Genomic DNA, 21,055 nt, shown 5'->3' on the forward strand with positions numbered 1-21,055 from the left:
GCGAAACCCCTTCGGACTTGCCTGTACCGGAAGTTCATAAATGTTTTTCGTATATTCTTATTGTTTTACTAAAAACGTCCCATAAAAATGAACCGCAACCACAAGATTTTTGCAGGGCAGACAGTATATAGATCATTACCACTGCAAAGACTTTGTGGATGCGGTCCGTTCATAAGGGACTTTTTCAGCCTTCTTTAGATTCAAGGAGTTTCTTGACATACTCGGAAGCTGTCATGGTTCTCTTATTCTTTTTTGTATATAGGGCTTCGTCGGCCTTAGCCAGCACTTCTTCGTATGTCAGATCATTGGAAGTACATTTGAATATACCTATACTAAAATAAAGATCATATCCAAGATCACTTATGTTACTAAGTTCCCCCGTCAGAGCTTCTTTGAAGCCATCTATAAGCCTGGGGTCTTTACCTGCTATAACGAATTCGTCTCCGCCCCATCTTCCTGCAAGAGCATTTTGAGGAGCTACTACTTTTTTTAACGCCTTGGAGAATACTATAAGAGCCTTATCGCCCTCGTCATGCCCCAGTGTATCATTGATACTCTTAAAGAAATCCATATCCACCATGATCACTGATAGAGGCTCTTGTATACTGCAGTTTATTAACTCTTCATTGATGAATTCTGTGATGCGTCTTCTGTTGTTGAGCTTAGTCAGGGCATCTGTATATATCTGAGAATCCTGGAGTTCTACAAAGAGTTTTAATACAACAGGAAGCATGCACACTTCGATTGCGGGCAGGTCCATCATCATTCCTATTATCCCTCCGCTTATGGTGAAGAAGATGATGAATACGATCTGCATTGCATATTTCTTTTTATCAGTCTTGGTACTGGCTCTCTTCCACTGCCTTAAGGATATGATCGTCGCAGCTATAAGATATATGTAGTCCATAGACAGTATGAACAATACTGTAGGTTTGGATATCAGTTTGAAGTCCCGGAATTCAAAAAGGAATCTGTTAAGAGGGGTGAGCAGCAATATAAGACATATAAAAAACGGGATATGAAGTATCAGGCTATCAATTATTAGCTGCCTCTTAGTACGATGTTTAGTCAGTACATTATTTCCATAATATACGTGCAAAAACCAGAAAAAGCATGACGATGTCATGGCCATCATACCAAGGCTTGTTGTAAAAAGAATAAAAAACTTAGGGAAAGTCCTGTAGAAGCTATCTCCCATAACAAGTCGCAGGTCTATAAGTGCGTACAGCATAAACGATAAGAGCATTCCGCGAAATGCTCTTACTTCTCTCTTGTTACCTATATTCTCATTGGTCTTATTGAACAAGATGACCATATTGACAATAGATAAAATAAGCAGTAGCAATATAAATGGCCGCAGCTGCACCTCTATAGGAATATCTACCATGATCTTACCAACCTATTGTAATATTCTGGGGTTCACTGTTATGGATCTCGCCCTTGCGACAGCGGAATATGACGCCATTCTTGATATATATAAGCTGATGATCGTTCATGGCCTTGGCCAGTTCATCTACAAACTGCTCATATTTGGTCTCGGTCATGGGAACGATGTAGTCGTGATGCTCATGTTCAGTTGATATAACGGCCGTTTTGTAGCGGTTATCATATCTTATGCCTCTGAATTCACAGATCTCGGTCGTTGTCTTTTCGGTATTGTCCTGACATGACATGCAGATAAACATATGCCCTCCTGCCGTATTACGGCCATAGCGTAGCGATTTAGCTACCAAAGAACAATTATCAACTTTTATTATAGCAAATTATCGATATTATGGAAACTTTTAGCAGCACAAACTTCGGGGGGATAAAATGGGTCGCATGCCGAAGATTCCTGGGAGGGATAGTTGGTAAATGGTTTCTGCGTCATGAAAGTTTTATAAATTCAAGGCATGATATCTGGAGATTAATATTCCAGGGGCCGAAACTGCAGGACGTAGTTACGACATGTTTAGAAGTTCATGGATGAACTTCTATGTCGGGAACTCGCTTCGCTCAAACATGCGGCCCCTAAGCGGAATATTATTCTCCATCTATCAAGCTCTTGAATTTTTATAAACTTTCAAAAGACGCAGAAATCATTTACCAACTATCCCTCCCAGGAATCTTCAAGGTATCGGCATTATTTTATAGGGGCGAAGTTATGTGTGTATTTTCTACATTGATTATTTTAGATATTCAGAATGATCAAGGCTGATAGGGTTGTCGATTATAGTAGCTAATAGTCGAAACATGCGAATAAAAATGGTAAACTAAATTTAGATTAAATGATTCTAAATCATCTTAAAAAGGGTGTGGCAAACATCGCTACGCTTCTATGTGCCTATGGGAGGCTTGAGGGTTATCGTGAAGAAGAAAGATTCCAAGAATAAAAATTTAAAGTTTAGAAATAGAGTCTTTAGGATGATATCGGTTGGTGTTGTCGATGAGCCGATTAATCAGATGTACGATATTATTAGTATATCTGCTCTTATACTGAATCTGGGTGCGGCTATCATGGCGACATTTGATGATCTTCAGGCTAAATATGGTGGGATTTTTCAGATAATTGAAGTTATAACTGTAGCTTTCTTTGCTATAGATTTTATATTAAGAGTATATACGGCTAAATGCCATTTTCCGGAGAAAACGGAATTTGGGGCTATTAAAAAGTATATTTTTTCTTTGGATGGTATAGTTGATATACTCTCGTTCCTACCATACTATCTGCCGTTTATGTTCCCGAGTGGGGCTGCTGCCTTTAAGATGTTCAGGGTGGCAAGAATCTTGAGACTGTTCAGAATCAATGCTTATTATGACTCACTTAATGTCATAACTGACGTTATTAAGAGTAAGAGTCAGCAGCTTATGTCTTCTGTTTTTATTATCATAGTTCTTATGATAGGTTCAAGTCTTTGCATGTATTCGATCGAGCATGATGCGCAGCCGGAGGTCTTCACTAATGCTTTCTCGGGTATCTGGTGGTCGATGTCTACACTTCTGACTGTGGGATATGGTGATATATATCCTATAACTGCGATGGGGAAGTTCTTTGGTATCATAATTGCTTTTCTGGGGGTTGGTATTGTTGCTATCCCTACTGGTATCATAAGTGCAGGATTCGTTGAACAGTATACGCATTTGGCTACAGTTGGTTCATCTACAGATACAGAGCTTAACTTTATTCAGGTTAAGATAGGCGATACTGATGCCTGGAGCGGCAAGAGCATAAGGGAGCTTAAACTTCCTGAAAATATCATAATCGCTGCTCTTCACAGAAATAATAAAACTATTATTCCCAAAGGAAATACACAGATTCAGGAAGGCGACCAGATTGTCCTTGGCTCTGAACCGCTTCAAAAGGACAAGTTCATTAACTTTAAGGAAATGAAGCTTGAGTATGGACATTCATGGATTGGCCAGAGGATAGATGAACTGGATATCTCAAGACAGACGCTGATTGTCATGATAAGACGTGGGAATAAACCTATAGTACCGAGAGGAAATCTGATACTTGCGGAAGGGGATATCATATTCCTTTATAGTGAGACTAAGGCGGGGATTGATCTGTAAACAGACTCATCTAAATGCACTTTTTAAAAAATCGTCCATTTCTGTGGGCGATTTTTTTTACTGAAGAAATCCTAAAAAATCGTTGTAAATCTTATATTTATCTGATATGATTGTTTTCGGTTTAAAAATCTGGCAACTTTTCTGTAGCCAAACATCTTCGAACCATCATTGGCCAATCGCCAATTATTTCCTACAGCAGCTTGCAAGCATTGTAGAACAAACGAAAGGAAACACTGATTTTTTATGTCAATTGAAAACAAGAACTATAAGGACACCGTCTTTAGGATGCTGTTCAATAATAAAGTTCGCCTTCTTGAGCTTTATAACGCCATCAATGGTACTTCTTACCATAATCCTGATGACCTCACTATAACCACCTTAAATGGAGAGACGTTTCTTAAGATGAAAAATGACCTTTCATTTATCATCAACTTTGAACTAAATCTCTTTGAGCATCAATCAACACCATGCCCCAATATTCCATTAAGAGATTTATATTATCTGGCTGCCAACCTTAAAGAGATCTATCCAACAGAAAAAATCTATAGCACTTCTATGCTACAGATTCCGGCTCCAAGATTCTTTATGTTTTATAATGGAACAACTTCCATGAATGACAAAGTAATCTATCGCTTATCCGATATGTTCATTCATCACATGGACTCGCCATCTGTTGAGCTAATTGTAACAGCGCTTAATGTCAACAATGGTCATAACAAGGAACTTATGGAAGCCTGTGAAGCCCTAAAAGGATATTCACTTTTTGTTGAAAAAGTGCGAAAATATAAGCAAGAAGCAGAGGCTGAATATGATTCATCTCATAGTACTCCTCTAAGACTTTTGGTAGATAACCAAAAAGTCATGAAAAAACTTATTTCTAAATCGGTCAGTAAAGCAATTGATGATTGTATTCAAGAAGATATTCTCCAAGATTTCTTCAACGAATACAGGAAGGAGATAATTGAAGTGGGCGTACTCGAATATTCTTATGAAAGACATATGCAAATGCTTCAGGACGAAAGCTACGATGCAGGCATCAACAATACCAATGCTTTGTATTCATGGCTTGATTCCGAAGGACGTCAGGCTGATATTATCAAAGCCATCCATGATCGAGATTTTTTATCGAAATTGTTTGAAGAATATAGTAACAGAAATTCTTAGAATATTAAGGGACTGTCAATTGATCAGTCCTTATTATTTAGCGCCAGACGAATCACTTTATACATTTTAAGTCATTGAGACATTATTTCTAATATCTGAAAGTACATCTTTTGCCGGGCGACTCTCATTAGTTTTGGCTTGGACAAGTCCTTTTTCCATCATGGCATTAAAATCATTCAATATGCTTTCAGCCTCTTCCTTAACTTCAATTTCTACTCTTGCAAGTACATTTGAATTTTTGGGAGCCATAGTTATTACCATCCATTCACTTGCATTCTAATGTATTACGTTTCGATATACAATAGTATTAATATAGCAAAAAGAGCGATATGCTATGAATCTAACACATCGCTCTTTTATTGCTATTCGTCACAATATTAAACATTAAAATCAAAATTCTGCCCAACCGTCATCTCTTCTTCGCATCGTACGCTATCGCTCCTAAAGAGCATTGCCTGGTCGGTGATCTTTTTAAGTAGTTCATAAGCGGTATTAGCAGTTATAGTTATATATTCATCATCGTCATGGGCTTTGCTTTTTTCAGCTTTTCTTGCTTCTTCGGCTTCTTTGGCATCGGCCTTTTTCTCGGCCCGTTTTTCTTCTAGTTTTTTGTGCTGAGCCTTCTCTTCTGCCTTTTTCTCTGCAGCTTTTTTCTCAATGCGGGCTTTCTGAGCTTTTGAAGAATCCTTGAGGACTGCAAATAGTGTAGCTGTGCCGTCGTCGTTGATCTTCATGCCGTAGCCCTGAACATCTGCTCCGGTTCCGAACAAGCCGCTTCCTACTGCTTTGAGCTGGGCTTCTGCATTTGTAATGATCGCTTCAACTTTGCCCGCATACTTCTCGTCACCTGCCATCTTCTCGATCTTTTCATCATCGATAAGAACAACTGTCTTGTTGGCCTGGCCGTAAGCTGCTGCATTAGCTTCTACCTTATCCTTCTGATCTGCGGCAACAAGGACAAAATCCATTCCGGGATATTTAGCTTTCAGCTTCTCATAGTACTTGGCAGCTTTTTCACTGAGCTTAACATCACCAACAGTTCTGCCTGAAATCTTAGAAGCAGACTTTGTTTCAGTGGGCGCAGCTTTATTTGTTGCATCTTCTTTTTTAACGGATTTATTGTATGACGAAGTATCATACATGGACTGCGTAGCGGTGATCCGCGAGATATCATTTGATAATGCCATATCAGACTCCTTTCTGATGTTAACGCTCATCTTACGTACCAGTTAACGTTATATTTGCCTCCGTGCAACTACCTATAAAAACCGACACTATCTCAGATTGTATATCGGCGGGATTTCACGTAAACATTATATCTGACAACGCTTTTAGGAAGTTAATATATAATCTTAGTGATCCTCAGTCTGATAGAAATAATAATTTTGGTTTTGGGATCACGACTTATCCAACTTCTCAAGATACTCGGTCACATTAACATAATGTATGCCATCAACAACAGTATTCTCTCCACGATATAATACTGTCTTTTTGGTTATTGTCCCGTATTTATGTTCTGTGAGGCGGCATTTTTCCTCATCTATAAGATTTTTATATTGCCCTTTAAATATATTATCTGTATGCTTAACCTCGAATATCTCACAAGTAAGCGCTTTTTCATCAGCTATTACCATGTCAAACTCACCGACTGCAAAGATCAGCTTAAAGGCTCTTTTTTCTCGAGGAAGAATCTTCTTAGTCTCAAGAAGGACTATCTCTTCAAGCATTCTTCCTTTTACTTCTTCCAAAATGATATTGCAAAACTCATTCTTTTTAATAATTGAAAACGAATCGAAGGATTCATCTTTCATAATGGAATATACCAATGCCTGAGCCTGACAGTATCTCATTCCGGGCTGGGAAAACAGCACATTTTCAGAAGGATTACTGCCAATAGTTTCTACAGGACAGTCTATTATCAGATCCAATAGTTTTAGGTACTCTTTAATCTCGGATACATGATCAGCTGTTATCTCTACAGTCAGGTCATTTTTATTCCTGATATCAAGAATCTTCATAAAACGATCAAGGACGCCCCGCTTATCTGCCTGATCCATTATGCTGGTTCTTCCCTCAGCCGCAGCACGCTTTCTATCTATCTGAGTAGCAGAACCAAGGTCATGCGATTTAAAGCCTCTTTCAATTACAGAGATCAGGAACCTATGGTTCATATCCTCAATGATTCTATTTACAGCATTAGTAAACTCATCAGCTTCGTATAATTCGATCAAGTGCCTGAAATGTGCACCGTCCTTATAACAGGCAAGACTATGCTGTATGTTCCTGGCAATCGCTGTATCTATATAACGTCTGGTAGACTCATCATCACGAAATGATATACCCTCATCCTCTAATTCAGGATCATCAAAATTGGTTTCACCTACGCGGAAAGTTCCACCATATCTGATATACTCGTCAATATCATGAATATCTAATAGTGAGGAGTATTCTCTAAAAGGAATAAATGTTGTATGTATAGTTACCGTCCTGTCATATAATTCCTCGTCACTTGAAAAAACAAGCCCTAAGGAATCTGTTCCGGCAAGGACTATCTTCATGCCACTCATTGCATATACGTCAGACAATAATGATGCCGAATCGATAAAGTCATTCATAAGAGTAACCTCATTGATAAATACGTACTTTATACCTCTTTCAGACAAAAGTCTCAGATCATTATTAAGCATAGACATATCATTGGATGACATGATCTTTATATAAGCTGACTCATTCAAGTCGTGCATAGCTATGGCCTGAAAAAGCATAATTGTCTTACCTGTTCTTCTAAGACCATAGAGCAGGCAAACCTTGCCCGTAACTTTGGAGTTCAAAAAAGTTTCCAGTCTTCCAAAACATTCTCTGTGCTTATAATTCTTAATTCCATCGATATAGGGCTTAAGTCTCTCTCCCGAAATAACATTCGTAAGATATTCAGCCGTAGGCGCAGTACTACTTCCTACCGAAAACTGACCTGATAAAAGATCTTTTAGCTCCATCTCGATCTTATTTCTTCTATCTACTCGAGCTATAGCATCAACCTCATCAGCCGCCTTAACATACTTTCCATCAAGGTACATCCTCTTTGCACCTCTGATATTTTTATATGTTATATTCCCTTTAGGCAGCGTCTCTAATTCTTTTTTAAGATCATCTATCTTTTTTTGGATTTCAGCCATAGTAAATATTCTCCTTTAGTTTTAGTATACAAAAAAAGCAGCCAAAAAGCAACTTTTGCGGTTGCTTTTTGGTTGCTTTTTGGTTGCTTTTCGGTTGTTTTCTTGTTGCCACTATAAAAAACAGGCTGTCCGCAGACAGCCCATTTATTACTTGCTCAATTGTTTTTTATAAACGAATGTTATATTCTTAAGAACCACGCTGATCCTCTTATACACAAACACTGTGATGATAGAATCAATGCCGCCTTTAATGAGGTTAAGCGGTACTACGCAGTAAAGAACCATTGTCCACACGCTAGTAACATTAGAGTTAACTGCTGTTCCTTCTGCTACAAAGCTTTCGATTGGTGCGCCCCAGAGTGCAGCATATGCAGGGAGAAGGAAGTAAACGTTCAATAAGCTTCCGACGATTGTGATCGTAAGTGTTCCTACAAGGCAGGAAATAAGAGCCATTGTACGGGTCTTTCTGAATGAATAGATGATAGTTGCCGGAAGTATGAAGCAGCATCCTATTACAAAGTTAGCAAGCTCTCCGACGAACGCTGTCTGAGTTCCTCTGATCACAAGCTCAAGAAGGATCTTGATAAGCTCGATCATAACGCCTGTCATAGGTCCGAATGCAAACGCAGCGATAAGCGCCGGAAGGTCGGAAAGATCAAATTTATAGAAATAAGGCGCAAATGGAAGCGGTATCTCAAACATCATAAGAACGAGCGAAATAGCGGCGAATAAGCCGATAACTACCATCTTCCTGGTGCTGAACATTGGTTCGTTTGTTTTGTTGATCTTCTGCGCTATCTTCTCGCATATTATGGAGATAACAAAAGCTATTACGATGATGATCGCAAAACCGGCAACGTAGCCAGTATTTTCTGAAATACTTTTAAGAAGTCCGTTATTCATGTCTATATCCTCTCTGGAAAAAATATATTTGTAAATCCTTTTCGGGGCTTTTTTCAATAAAAATACAATAAAAAAGCTCCGGATATATTTCCGGGGCTCTGATATCATCACATTTTGCAGATCCTAAGATCTGCCTGCGCTTCTACCATCCAGACTTTACTGTCGGTACCGGAATCACACCGGTTCATGCTGAAAATCAGCTCGCGGACTATACCGCCGGTAGGGAATCACACCCAACCCCGAAGCAATATTTTGTTTTACTAAGTAATGTTAATACGTGAAGCTATGCGTGTCAATAATCAAAGCGCTTTTTCGTAGCAGTGAAAATCTCTGTCAAACACTTCCATAACAATTGAAGAACAAACTACCGATGAAAATCAGGCCGCTCCTGAAGGAGAAGGCGTAGAAATGAAGGCCCTGTTTTTCTACCTTTTCAAAAACTGCCTTATATCCGCCCGCTTCTTCATATCCGTTTTTTCTAAAATTCCAGACACAACTCGCTTTATATACCCATACGAATAATTAGTCTTATCCGCAATCTCATGATTAGAAAGCCCCTCCGCAATATACTCCGCGACCTTAAGTTCCAGATCCGAAAGCTCCCCGGCAAGCTTCCTAAAATGCTCAGTCTCTATATCTTTTTCCCTAAGAGGTGATGAGATCCTGTTCTTGATCCTTGCAAGGAAGACGCTTTTTACAAAGGGTTTGGTGATATAATCAGCAGCGCCATATTCAAAACCCTTGATCTCAAAATCGGGATCGTCCATGGCCGTAAGAAATATAATAGGTATATCCCTTCCCTGTTCAAGGCCTCTGATCTGCCTGAAGGTATCATACCCATCCATGTCGGGCATGTCCACATCAAGAAGCACGAGCTGATAATTGATGCCCTTTTTGATGTATTCAAGTGCCTGCTTCCCGGATTTGGCGAGGCTTACGCTGTAGCCTGTATTGATAAGTATGTCCTCTACGGTATTAAGCATATTGATATCATCATCAACGCAGAGAATTCGGTAACCTTCCATCCATTCCTCCGTGCCGGTTTCAAAAAAGTCTTCTGTATGGTCTTTTTCCAATTTCATCATATCAGTATATCCTCAATAAATAAGTGTCTTTCGGTTACCTTTTTGCTACAAAAAATTCTTCTTACTGAATCTATATATTTTCATTTTTAGTTTTCGTTCTACCTTTATTTACCCTTGTCTTATTCTTTTTGCTTTATTCCAATTTTATGAGGTAGGTGTCAAAAGTTCCTTTTGACACCTTATGACTAACAGATTGTTCCGTTTCTTCGAAACTCTCACATCTACGTTCCACTCCGGTCGGCGCAAAGCAGACATCCCCCGGATGTCTTGCGCCCTAAAACATTCGCAAATCCGCACTACGTGCTACTTTGCTCATGTTTTGCGGGTCATAAATTCATATTCGATTTCGAGCAAGCTCGAATCTAAATGACTTTTGACCCTTACGTCATTTTATTTGTGCCTTTGATCCATTCTTTACTTAAATATCTTGAAATAGCGCCTTTGGCGATTTATTATGATGGTGTGACTAATCATCTAATCAAAAGTCATAAGGTTCATATTAGTTCTCGAGTAAACTCTATTCGAAATAACTTATATTACTTTTTCAGAAGACGGAGGAAAACAAAATGAAAATCGTATTTCTTGATCGTAAAACAATCGGCGAAGATATAGATCTTAGTTCTTTTAACAGATTTGGAGAAGTTGTGATCTATGATTTCTCTAAGCCCGAAGAAGTTCCTGCAAGAGTTGAAGATGCCGATATTATCGTTCTCAACAAGGTTCCGATCAATGAAAAGACAATCGGAACTGCCAAAAATCTTAAGCTTGTCTGCGTAACAGCAACTGGCGTCAATAATCTTGATCTTGATTATCTTGCTTCCAGAAACATCGAATGGCGCAATGTTGCCGGATACTCAACTCAGACTGTAACCCAGCACACATTCGCTCTTCTGTTCTATCTGTTCGAGAACCTGGCCTACTACGATAACTACGTTAAGACAGACGGCTACACCAAGGACTTCATGTTCACTCATTTTGAAAAAAGATTTGGTGAGCTCTGCGGAAAGACCTACGGAATCATCGGCCTTGGTGCAATCGGAAGACAGGTTGCATCTGTTGCCAAAGCTTTCGGCTGTAACGTTCAGTACTATTCAACTTCCGGCAAGAACCACGATTCAGAATATAAGGAAGTTTCTTTTGACGAACTCCTTGCAACATCAGATATCATCTCAATCCACGCTCCACTTAACGATGCAACCAATAACCTCATCAATAAGGAAGCTCTTTCCAAGATGAAAAAATCTGCGATCCTTCTTAACCTCGGCCGCGGACCAATCGTTAACGAAAAGGACCTTGCCGATGCCCTTGAAAATGGAACAATAAGAGCTGCAGGTCTTGATGTTCTGTCTGTTGAGCCTATTACAGAGGACAATCCTCTTCTTAAGATCAAGGACAGCACCAAGCTTCTCATCACTCCTCATATCGCATGGGCAAGCGTAGAAGCAAGAACAAGACTTATGAAGATAATTGACGGTCATATTGCAAAGTTTCTGTCTGTAGAGTAAAATAAGCTGCTGATCTGTTTACCGTTCATTTATTATTCAGATGAGTAATTTACGTTTCTAAAACAGATCGACAATAATAAGTTTTATATCAATTATTCAAAAGGACAGTAAATGAGTAGGTTAAATCGAATTAGTCGATTGACCTGTTTACAAGAGTTTTGAATAATGGTTATGGTTTAAGGTAATGAACATTTATTACGCGCCCATGGAGGGCATCACAACATATCTTTACAGACAGCTTCACAATGAGTATTTTGGAGGGGTGGATAAGTATTTCACCCCTTTTATTAGTGTATTCCCGGATCATTACATCAAAAAGCGTGATGAGCGCGAGATCGATCCTGCTAATAATCTTGGAATGAAGACAGTTCCTCAGGTTCTTGCCAACAGTTCCAAAGAACTTATATGGATTTTCAAAAAGCTCACAGCTATGGGCTACGACGAAGTCAATCTTAATCTCGGCTGCCCTTCAGGTACTGTTACCGCTAAGGGAAGAGGTTCAGGATTCTTAAAAGACCCTGCCGAACTCGACCGCTTTTTTGAAGAAGTATTCGACAGCCTCGGTGACGATGCCAAGATGCTTTCTGTAAAAACAAGGATCGGATATCTTGACGCATCCGAGATGGAGCACCTGTCAGAAATATATGCCAAGTATCCTATCAAAGAGCTGACAATCCACCCAAGGATAAGGAAGCAGTTCTATAAGGGCGTACCGGATATGGCCGTATTTGAAAAGGCACTTGTGGCCAGTTCCTGTCCTGTGTGCTACAACGGCAATGTGTTCACTTTAGAAGATTATAAAGATATTTGTCGCAGGTATGGTGATCATATAGATATCAATACAAATGATAATCATTTTGATGTTAATCTTTTAAATTCTAATAATAAAAAAGATAATCTTAATGATTTGAAATCAAATGATATTGATGGAATATATCACATCAACAAGTCCGGATGTGTTGATAATAAGATATCATCAGTTATGTTGGGAAGAGGCATAGTTGCTGATCCATCTCTTGGTCGTCAGATCAAGGGCGGCGCCAAAATGGACAAAGCTGAGTTCAGAGAATTCAGACGTGCTCTTGAGAATATGTATAAGGAGCACTTAAAAGACAGTCACAATGTTCATAACAAGATGAAGGAAATGTGGTTCTATATGTCACAGTCCTTCGAAGGGACAGATAAATATATCAAAAACATACTTAAATCAAAATCATTCTCAGAATACCAGGCAGCAGTCAACACGCTGGAAGGTAACTGCGAAATAAAAAGTGGGCCTAATGCAACACCTGTATCTTTTTAAGGATACAGGTGTTATTTTTGTAAAAGCTTATTTTATGCTTTTCTTTTTTGCTCGTTTCAAAAGATTGTAGTTTATATGCCTACTATAATTTAATTAGCGATACGCCCTGTTCTATCGCATCATTTACTTTTTTAAGTGCCTCCACAGCTTCAGTTTCCGTTTCAAAATAACATAGCCCTCTCCAAGATGATAATCTTTCCTGAACCATCAAAGTCTTACCATCCACTCTAAGGCCACCATAACAGTTAAGTACCATCTTACCGTTAGGGCTCATAACTTTTGTTCTATTTCTTGACTTAACTATAGTTCCATCCGGCAGTTGAAACTGATGAGTCTGTAAAAACTCATCAATGCTTTCCTCAATAAATTCAGAAAGTACATCACTTGTACATTCTTCTATCTTTTCTTGAATAATGTCAGATAATTCCTCTATTTTATCTTCCATAGCTTCACTAACCGTTTCTTCAAGTATAGATTTTAGTTCTTCCAATTTTGCTTCTTCCATAATTCCCCCTTATAAAATAATGTTAAATAAAACTGCTAACTGTATGGTTTTAGTATATATTTTGCTTATTTCATTATACACTAAAATCATTAAAATCCAGACTATTTCTACATTTTAAAAAAAACAACAGCTGTATCTCTTTTTTAGAGTACAGCTGCCATTTCATGTTTCTATGAATTTTAGTTTCTATAATTTATAGAAACTTCTTCCATAACAGGAAGTGCTTTTTTAAAATCATCTTCATTCGCAGCACCAAAACTTAATAGAAATAGATGCTCATACATTTTTTTATAACTATAGCAATAGTCATTCATACAGCTTATCTTAATACCCTTTTCGGAAAGCTCTTTGATGAATTTTTCATCATCCAGCCAGTCGGGTCCTTTCAGGATCAACCTAAGCCCCGCGTTATCCTTTATAGGTGTAAATAAGCTATTATCTCCCTTATCTTCAAATATTTTTAAGATATTCTCTCGTCTTTTACTATAGTAATTCCTCATCCTGGAAAGGTGACGTTCGTAATAACCACCATTTATAAATTCAGCTAGTACCAGCTGATCGAAAGATGAAACAGTACCTGAATAAAATGACAGCTTCTCCCTATATCTCTCCATGAGCTTATCCGGAAGGACCATAAAGGCTATCCTGATAGATGGAGCCAAAGTCCTTGTAAATGTGTTCATATAGATGACTCTGTCAGGATATGACGCAGATATTGGAGGAATCGGCCTTCCGGAGAATCTGAACTCCGAATCATAATCATCTTCTGCTATATAGGCGTCTTCTCTTCCGGCCCAATCAAGAAGCTGCGCTCTTCTTACCGCTGACATTACAGCACCTGTCGGAAACTGGTGGGAAGGCGATATATTAACAAGTCTTACACTTGTTCCTTCAAGTGCAAAAACATCAAGTCCGTCCTTATTAACAGGAATATGCAGGCACTTATGTCCTGACCTCTCGCATACAAGGCCTATTTTCTTATATCCGGGATCTTCTACTGCTGTTAGAGCACCTCCCCCTGACAATACCAAAAGAATATTTTCTAAATATTCAGTACCGGGACCAACTATTATGTTATCAGGATTCGCATCTATCCCTCTGCTCCTCATAAGATAACCAGCGATTGCGTATCTGAGAACTTCCAATCCGCAAGGATCAGGCGGCGCAAGACATTCAGGATTTCTGTCTGACAGAACTTTACGCATAAGCTTGGACCAGATATCAAAAGGGAATGCATCATCATGAAGGCGCTGAGATACGAAATCTGCGAGAGCAGGTTCCTTGTTATTAGTAACACCTGTTACCGATTCTTTATTATCTTTCCTAGATGTATACCTTCTGGTATTAGTGCTACCATGAAATGCCATCTTATCTTTTTTATATATTGAATTAGTATTTCTTTTATCTATAGCAGGTCTATTATCAATCCCTGAGCCAGTTGCATATGCGAACCTTTCGGCATCCATGACAGCATAATATCCGCTTCTCTCTCTGCTTTCTATGTAGCCCTCTACTATGAGCTGTTCATATGCATTCTCAACGGTAATAAGCGCAACGCCCTCCTGCTGGGCAAGGCGCCTTTTGGAAAGGAGCTTCTCCCCGCCCTTGATCCTGCCGCCAACTATATCATCGCGTATGCACATATAAAGATATTCGTAGATTGGCTTATCGCCTCTTTTTTCAACATCGTACATGACTTGTTTTCTTCTCCAAATGCCAATTAAGGTCAGATTATCTTTTCAAATTACTAATGATTTTGCCTTTTCAAATCTGGTCTTATTGAAATTAACAAAAATGGTTATAATAATAGTTCCAAAATCATATTATACTCTTTAATCAGTGATGACAATATAAAACACGTGAAAGATCACTATCTTATAAATCCACAATAAAAACTATAAAGACCAGATTGGAGACAGACACATGAAGAGAATCGTATCAATTCAGGATATTTCCTGCGTAGGCAAATGCTCACTTACAGTTGCACTTCCCATCATCAGCTCAATGGGCGTTGAGACATCCATCGTGCCAACCGCAGTTCTTTCTACACATACACAGTTCAAAGGTTTCACTTTCAGAGACCTGACAGACGACATGCTCCCGATCCTTGATCACTGGAAGAAGGAAGGCTTCAAGTTCGACGCCATCTACACCGGTTACCTCGGAAGCATCCGTCAGATAGATATAGTAAAAGAATATTTTGACGCTCTTAAGGGCAAAAATACAGCCATCGTAGTTGATCCCGCAATGGCTGACAATGGAAAACTCTATGTTGGTTTTGATGAAGCTTTTGCCAAAGAAATGCTTAATCTCTGCGTCAAAGCAGATATCACACTTCCAAACATCTCCGAAGCCTGCCTCATGCTCGGCGAAGAGTACCCCGGCGAAGAAGCATCAGATGACGTGATCTGCGATCTTCTCAAAAAGCTCGTTAAAGCCGGCTGCAAGTTTCCAGTAATAACAGGTGTTACTCTTGATAACGGCACCTTCGGCTTTATTGGCCTTAACTCAGAAAGCGGCGAGTTTATAAGCTACGGCACTACTAAGGTTCCATATAAGTCCCACGGAACAGGCGACGTCTACGCAAGCGCATTCACAGGCGCCCTCACTTTGGGAAAAGACGTATATACTGCCCTCAAGATCGCTACAGACTTCACAGCTGCCAGCATCCGCAATACATACGAAGACCCTGACAGCGTAAACTATGCCGTAAACTTCGAAGCTGAAATACCGTATCTTCTGAAGCTCATAAATGAGAATTAATCTAAAAAACTCCCCACTGGGGAGTTTTTTGTATGTATTATAAGTTTTCCGGTCCAAAGCTATTTGGAAGCATCTCTGAAAGTGTCTGAACAGTAACCTTACCATCCGCACCCTCAAGCACGATCTCAAAATCAGGTCCGCAGAACTCTCTCATTACCTGTCTGCAGATTCCGCATGGCTGGGCATCTGTCAGCTTATCAATATTGCCATTCTCATCCTCAGGACCGCCAACAATAGCAATGGCCTGGAATTCCTTATCTCCCTGCGCTATAGCACTGAAAAAAGCTGTACGCTCTGCACAGTTCGTAGCACCGTAAGAAGCATTCTCAATATTACATCCACCGTAGATCTTGCCGTCCTTAGTAAGAAGTGCTGCTCCTACATGAAAACGTGAATACGGCACATATGACATCTTACGCATTTCTTTTGCTTTATCTAAAAGTTTCGTATAATCCATACCAATTTCCATCCTTTACTACAAAATATACACCCCTTTAGATGGGATAATAATTATACTGTATATCCATCTCTTATGCAATCATATTTATGTAGTACTTTTACACTTTTTGCCGATATACAATATGAGAGTTAACTTATAAATCGAACAGTATCGAAGATCATTAGCGAGGCTGTCATGAAAAAATCCAAAAATATCGGCTATTATTATTGCTCTCTATCAACATTCTTCAACATTATCAAGAATCACTCAGTTTTTCTCTCAGATCCTTTGCAGATGAACGATACTGACGAGATAACCTGGGTATGTAAACATATGCCCAAATCGGACGATGAGTCACTAAAACATGTCAAAGCTGAGTCTGAAAAAGCCTCTAAATACATCCACGAGCACGGCCAGAATAACATCTTCATCGGAAGCTACTCAAAGGGTGACGATATCCTCAGCCAGTGGCGCGGATATGGCAATGACGGCAGAGGCGTATCCATAGGCTTTGATCTTCCCCTCATGTGCGAAAGGAATGCAAGACTCACATTAAAAGATGTCAGATATAGGACTACACTCAAAAGATCTGACATGCTCAACTGGGCATCAATACTCCATTCCGCAGAAGAAATGGGCCGCTCTGCAAGACATATAGACAATCCGCCTACTCTCTACGCCTGCAATGAAGCTGCCGCCCTTGCAAGTTCCAATGACAACATATCAGACTCCGACCCATACAAACCAATCCTAAACCGCATGCTCCCCGAACTTGCCACCTACAAAAGCGCCTGTTTCAAAGAAGAAATGGAAATGCGCCTAATCTACAAAGAAGACGTGCGCCTCGAACGCCTTATATCCCGCATAAACGGCGATGAGCAAAAATACCTCGACTCCGCCCTCTACCATGACTTCCGAACCGTAACCGCCGATTACGTAACCGAGTACGTAATCCTCCCCTTTAAACCCGACGAAATAGTAAGCGTCTGCACCGGCCCCAAATGCGGCTGGACCATCGAAGACATCCAAAAATGGCTAGAAGTCTTCTTCCCAAATAATAAGATCAAAGTCACAAAGTCAAAAGCCAGCTACAGATAATCCTAATCGCTTCATAACCTGCGCTCACCTGCCCTTCTCCTGCAAGCATAATCGCCCCTCCCGCGATACTTACTACCCTAAACTAAAGGCACAATCGTTCCCGCCAAAATAAAATAAGATCCAAAAGCGCCGTCCGGACGAAGTGTAAGGCAAGCTTTTGGATCTTATTTCATTTTGGCAAAAACGACACCCTTTAAGTCAGCAACATTCGCGCATCATCCCACGATGCTTGCATGATACTCCTGCAGTGAGCGTACAGGCGTTCCTTCGCCGAGCTTTTCAGCGCCGATTCCCTCCGCCGAAGCCCTTGCTGCAGCCATTGTCGTAATGTAAGGAATGTGATGCTTGATAGCGTTCTTACGGATATAAGCGTCGCTCACATCTCCCTTTTTATCTGTAGGAGTATCCACGATAAGGTCGATCTCTCCATTAGTTATTGCATCAACGATATCAGGTCTTCCCTCGAATATCTTATTGATACGTTTTGCAGGAATTCCTGCCTCAATTATCATCTCATAGGTTCTGCCTGTTGCCAGGATGTTGAAACCATCGTTGTAGTATTTCTGTGCAATCTCAACAAGCTCCGGCTTATCTCTGTCATTGACACTGATAAGTACAGTACCCTCTGTTGGAAGCTCTGTCTTAGTTCCTTCCTGAGCCTTGAAGAATGCTCTTCCCCAGTCTTCAGAAAGTCCAAGCGCTTCACCTGTTGATCTCATTTCAGGTCCAAGGACAGGATCTACTTCAGGGAACATGTTGAATGGAAATACAGCCTCTTTTACCCCGTAGTAAGGAATCTTTCTATCGCGAAGATCGCCAACAGGTGACTTACCGCCTGTGATAGGAAGTGTCATGATGTTGGTAGCTTCTTTGACCATATTTATGTCGCAGACCTTGGATACAAGCGGCACTGTACGGGATGCTCTCGGATTAGCCTCAAGCACGTATACAACGTTGTTCTCGATGGCGTACTGCATATTCATAAGACCTACTACATGCATCTCTTTAGCTATACGTTTTGTATAGTCCTTGATAGTTGCAACTATATTATCACTAAGGTGCTTGGATGGCAGTACACATGCGGAATCGCCTGAATGGATGCCGGCCAGCTCGATGTGTTCCATAACAGCTGGTACGAATACATTCTCTCCATCGCTGATCGCATCTGCTTCGCACTCGATCGCGTGATTTAAGAATCTATCGATAAGGATAGGTCTGTCAGGTGTAACGCCTACTGCCTGAGCCATGTAGATGTTCATCTGCTCGTCGCTGTGAACTACTTCCATTCCGCGGCCGCCCAGGACGTAGGAAGGACGAACCATTACAGGGTAGCCGATCCTGCCAGCTATCTCCTTGGCTTCCTCTACATTTGAAGCCATTCCGGACTCTGCCATCGGAATTCCGAGTCTGTCCATCATATCACGGAAAAGATCTCTATCCTCAGCCATATCTATCGTCTCAGGACTTGTTCCGAGAATGTTGACACCATTTTTCTTAAGGTCTGATGCAAGATTAAGAGGTGTCTGTCCGCCAAACTGAGCGATTACACCAACAGGCTTTTCCTTCTTATAGATGCTGAGTACATCTTCAAGTGTAAGTGGCTCGAAGTAGAGCTTATCAGATGTATCGTAGTCAGTTGAAACTGTCTCGGGGTTACAGTTAACGATTACTGTTTCAAAGCCAAGCTTCTTAAGGGCAAAAGCGGCATGAACGCAGCAATAGTCGAACTCGATACCCTGTCCTATTCTGTTAGGACCACCGCCAAGGATCATAACCTTAGGCTTATCCTCTTTAACAGGATTATTATCTTTTATATTATAACTTGAGAAATAGTATGCACTGTCTTTGGTTCCGCTTACGTGTATACCTTCCCAGCATTCAGTAATACCGGCGTTTTCACGCGCATTTCTGATCTCATCTTCAGATACGTGACAGATCTGTGAAAGATACTTATCAGAGAATCCGTCTTTCTTGGCTTTTTCTAAAACAGCGATCTCCGGAACTTTACCATTTGAAGACTTGATGATCTCCTCTTCTTCCTCTACAAGCTCTTTCATCTGCTCGATAAAATAACGCTTGATCTTGGTAAGTTCGTAGAGTCTGTCTATATCTGCGCCTTTACGAAGTGCTTCATACATTATGAACTGGCGCTCACTTGTGGGAGTAACGAGCATTGCATAAAGCTCGTCAAGGCTCTTTTCATTAAAGTCCTTAACAAAGCCAAGGCCATAGCGGCTCTTTTCAAGTGAACGGATTGCCTTCTGGAAAGCCTCTTTGTAAGTCTTACCGATGGACATGACTTCACCAACTGCTCTCATCTGTGTTCCAAGGTGATCTTCTACGCCCTTGAACTTCTCGAAAGCCCATCTTGCGAATTTGATTACTATATAGTCGCCGCCAGGTACATACTTATCAAGTGTTCCGTACTTGCCGCACTCGATATCGTCAAGGTCAAGGCCGCATGCAAGCATAGCAGAAACAAGTGCAATAGGGAATCCTGTTGCCTTTGATGCAAGTGCTGATGAACGTGATGTACGGGGATTGATCTCAATTACAATGATACGGTCAGTCTTAGGGTCATGAGCGAACTGGCAGTTACAGCCGCCGATAACCTGAACCTTGTCTACGATCTTATAAGCCTGCTCCTGAAGTCTATCCTGAACTTCCTGTGAGATAGTAAGCATTGGCGCACTGCAGAAAGAGTCGCCTGTATGAACGCCCATAGGATCGATATTCTCGATAAAGCATACTGTGATCATCTGACCTTTAGAGTCTCTTACAACTTCAAGCTCAAGCTCTTCCCATCCGATAACTGACTCTTCAACGAGTACCTGGTGAACCATAGAAGCCTGAAGACCACGCGCGCAGACTGTCTTTAACTCTTCTACGTTGTATACAAGACCGCCGCCTGAGCCGCCCATTGTATAAGCAGGACGAAGTACTACAGGATATCCAAGCCTGGCCGCGATCTCTACAGCTTCATCTACAGAGTAAGCAACCTGGCTTCGTGCCATCTCGATTCCGAGTTCGTCCATAGTCTTTTTGAACTCGATTCTGTCTTCGCCGCGCTCGATGGCATCGATCTGGACGCCTATTACTTTAACGCCATACTTTTCAAGTACGCCTGCCTCTGCAAGCTCAGAAGCAAGGTTAAGACCTGACTGTCCGCCAAGATTGGGAAGAAGGGCATCAGGACGCTCTTTTTCAATGATCTGGGTCAGTCTCTTGACATTAAGGGGCTCGATGTAGGTAACATCTGCTGTCTCGGGATCTGTCATGATTGTTGCAGGGTTTGAATTAACAAGAATTATCTCATAACCAAGCTTACGAAGAGCCTTACAGGCCTGAGTGCCAGAATAATCGAATTCACACGCCTGACCGATGATGATCGGGCCGGAACCGATGATAAGAATGCGGTGGATATCTTCACGTTTCATGTCTTAAATCTTCCTCCCATATATACTTTTTCTTTGGAATTACATAATGTACTTCTAAGTAATACTATCAGTAAACTCTACAATAGATATAATTCCCACTAATAGATACGATAGCATACTGTGAG

General features: G+C 40.5%; 17 protein-coding genes and 1 riboswitch. Of the genes, 6 read left to right on the forward strand and 11 right to left on the reverse strand.

What is annotated here, in order from left to right; translation table 11 throughout:
• Positions 1–184 precede the first annotated feature (184 nt).
• Together WAA20_RS12575 and WAA20_RS12580 are read right to left on the reverse strand one after the other, a co-directional pair.
• Complete coding sequence (locus WAA20_RS12575; RefSeq protein ID WP_338801150.1) at positions 185–1,315, reverse strand: GGDEF domain-containing protein; 1,131 nt, start codon at positions 1,313–1,315, stop codon at positions 185–187.
• Positions 1,316–1,391: 76 nt separating this feature from the next.
• Entirely contained in the window at positions 1,392–1,685 is a 294-nt protein-coding gene (locus tag WAA20_RS12580) for a hypothetical protein (protein ID WP_073386408.1), read from the reverse strand.
• Between the two features lie 661 nt (positions 1,686–2,346).
• Here WAA20_RS12580 and WAA20_RS12585 point away from each other — a divergent pair.
• Both WAA20_RS12585 and WAA20_RS12590 read left to right on the forward strand, forming a co-directional pair.
• Positions 2,347–3,552, forward strand: coding sequence for an ion transporter (locus WAA20_RS12585; protein WP_242951153.1), 1,206 nt, complete (start codon positions 2,347–2,349; stop codon positions 3,550–3,552).
• A 243-nt stretch (positions 3,553–3,795) separates the two neighbouring features.
• The gene (locus WAA20_RS12590) at positions 3,796–4,716 is read left to right on the forward strand and encodes a hypothetical protein (RefSeq protein WP_242951152.1); all 921 of its coding nucleotides are present in this window, start codon (positions 3,796–3,798) and stop codon (positions 4,714–4,716) included.
• Between the two features lie 66 nt (positions 4,717–4,782).
• On the opposite strand, the gene WAA20_RS12595 is transcribed toward WAA20_RS12590, so the two are convergent.
• The 5 genes from WAA20_RS12595 to WAA20_RS12615 form a co-directional block, all read right to left on the reverse strand.
• Positions 4,783–4,965, reverse strand: a complete 183-nt coding sequence (locus tag WAA20_RS12595; RefSeq protein ID WP_073386405.1) for a hypothetical protein — start codon at positions 4,963–4,965, stop codon at positions 4,783–4,785.
• A gap of 128 nt (positions 4,966–5,093) precedes the next feature.
• Entirely contained in the window at positions 5,094–5,903 is an 810-nt protein-coding gene (locus WAA20_RS12600; RefSeq protein ID WP_073386439.1) for a DUF6033 family protein, read from the reverse strand.
• Positions 5,904–6,113: 210 nt separating this feature from the next.
• Positions 6,114–7,892, reverse strand: coding sequence for an AAA family ATPase (locus tag WAA20_RS12605; RefSeq protein ID WP_073386403.1), 1,779 nt, complete (start codon positions 7,890–7,892; stop codon positions 6,114–6,116).
• A 147-nt stretch (positions 7,893–8,039) separates the two neighbouring features.
• A complete protein-coding gene (locus tag WAA20_RS12610) occupies positions 8,040–8,795 on the reverse strand; it encodes an ECF transporter S component (protein WP_073386402.1) in 756 nt (251 codons plus the stop codon).
• Between the two features lie 133 nt (positions 8,796–8,928).
• Positions 8,929–9,046: riboswitch (FMN riboswitch) on the reverse strand.
• A gap of 174 nt (positions 9,047–9,220) precedes the next feature.
• Positions 9,221–9,880 carry a DNA-binding response regulator gene (locus WAA20_RS12615; protein ID WP_081373724.1) on the reverse strand — a complete coding sequence of 220 codons (660 nt, stop codon included), beginning with the start codon at positions 9,878–9,880 and terminating at the stop codon, positions 9,221–9,223.
• Positions 9,881–10,446: 566 nt separating this feature from the next.
• Here WAA20_RS12615 and WAA20_RS12620 point away from each other — a divergent pair.
• Together WAA20_RS12620 and WAA20_RS12625 are read left to right on the forward strand one after the other, a co-directional pair.
• Positions 10,447–11,385: a D-2-hydroxyacid dehydrogenase gene (locus WAA20_RS12620; protein WP_073386400.1), complete on the forward strand. Its 939-nt coding sequence runs from the start codon at positions 10,447–10,449 to the stop codon at positions 11,383–11,385.
• Between the two features lie 184 nt (positions 11,386–11,569).
• Positions 11,570–12,688, forward strand: coding sequence for a tRNA-dihydrouridine synthase (locus tag WAA20_RS12625; protein WP_081373723.1), 1,119 nt, complete (start codon positions 11,570–11,572; stop codon positions 12,686–12,688).
• Between the two features lie 82 nt (positions 12,689–12,770).
• On the opposite strand, the gene WAA20_RS12630 is transcribed toward WAA20_RS12625, so the two are convergent.
• The gene (locus tag WAA20_RS12630; protein WP_073386397.1) at positions 12,771–13,193 is read right to left on the reverse strand and encodes a hypothetical protein; all 423 of its coding nucleotides are present in this window, start codon (positions 13,191–13,193) and stop codon (positions 12,771–12,773) included.
• 179 nt (positions 13,194–13,372) lie between these two features.
• Complete coding sequence (locus WAA20_RS12635) at positions 13,373–14,887, reverse strand: PLP-dependent aminotransferase family protein (protein ID WP_073386396.1); 1,515 nt, start codon at positions 14,885–14,887, stop codon at positions 13,373–13,375.
• 229 nt (positions 14,888–15,116) lie between these two features.
• On the opposite strand from WAA20_RS12635, the gene WAA20_RS12640 reads away from it, so the two are divergent.
• A complete protein-coding gene (locus WAA20_RS12640) occupies positions 15,117–15,956 on the forward strand; it encodes a pyridoxamine kinase (RefSeq protein WP_073386394.1) in 840 nt (279 codons plus the stop codon).
• A 37-nt stretch (positions 15,957–15,993) separates the two neighbouring features.
• On the opposite strand, the gene WAA20_RS12645 is transcribed toward WAA20_RS12640, so the two are convergent.
• Positions 15,994–16,413 (reverse strand): cytidine deaminase, encoded by a 420-nt coding sequence (locus WAA20_RS12645; protein ID WP_073386435.1) that lies wholly within the window; start codon positions 16,411–16,413, stop codon positions 15,994–15,996.
• A 177-nt stretch (positions 16,414–16,590) separates the two neighbouring features.
• On the opposite strand from WAA20_RS12645, the gene WAA20_RS12650 reads away from it, so the two are divergent.
• On the forward strand, positions 16,591–17,493 hold the full coding sequence (locus WAA20_RS12650; protein ID WP_073386392.1) for a DUF2971 domain-containing protein: 903 nt from the start codon (positions 16,591–16,593) through the stop codon (positions 17,491–17,493).
• A gap of 215 nt (positions 17,494–17,708) precedes the next feature.
• On the opposite strand, the gene carB is transcribed toward WAA20_RS12650, so the two are convergent.
• Positions 17,709–20,930, reverse strand: a complete 3,222-nt coding sequence (carB, locus tag WAA20_RS12655; protein WP_073386391.1) for a carbamoyl-phosphate synthase large subunit — start codon at positions 20,928–20,930, stop codon at positions 17,709–17,711.
• Between the last annotated feature and the right edge of the window lie 125 nt (positions 20,931–21,055).

The sequence above is a fragment of the Butyrivibrio fibrisolvens genome, assembly GCF_037113525.1.
GTDB classification, from domain to species: Bacteria; Bacillota; Clostridia; order Lachnospirales; family Lachnospiraceae; genus Butyrivibrio; species Butyrivibrio fibrisolvens.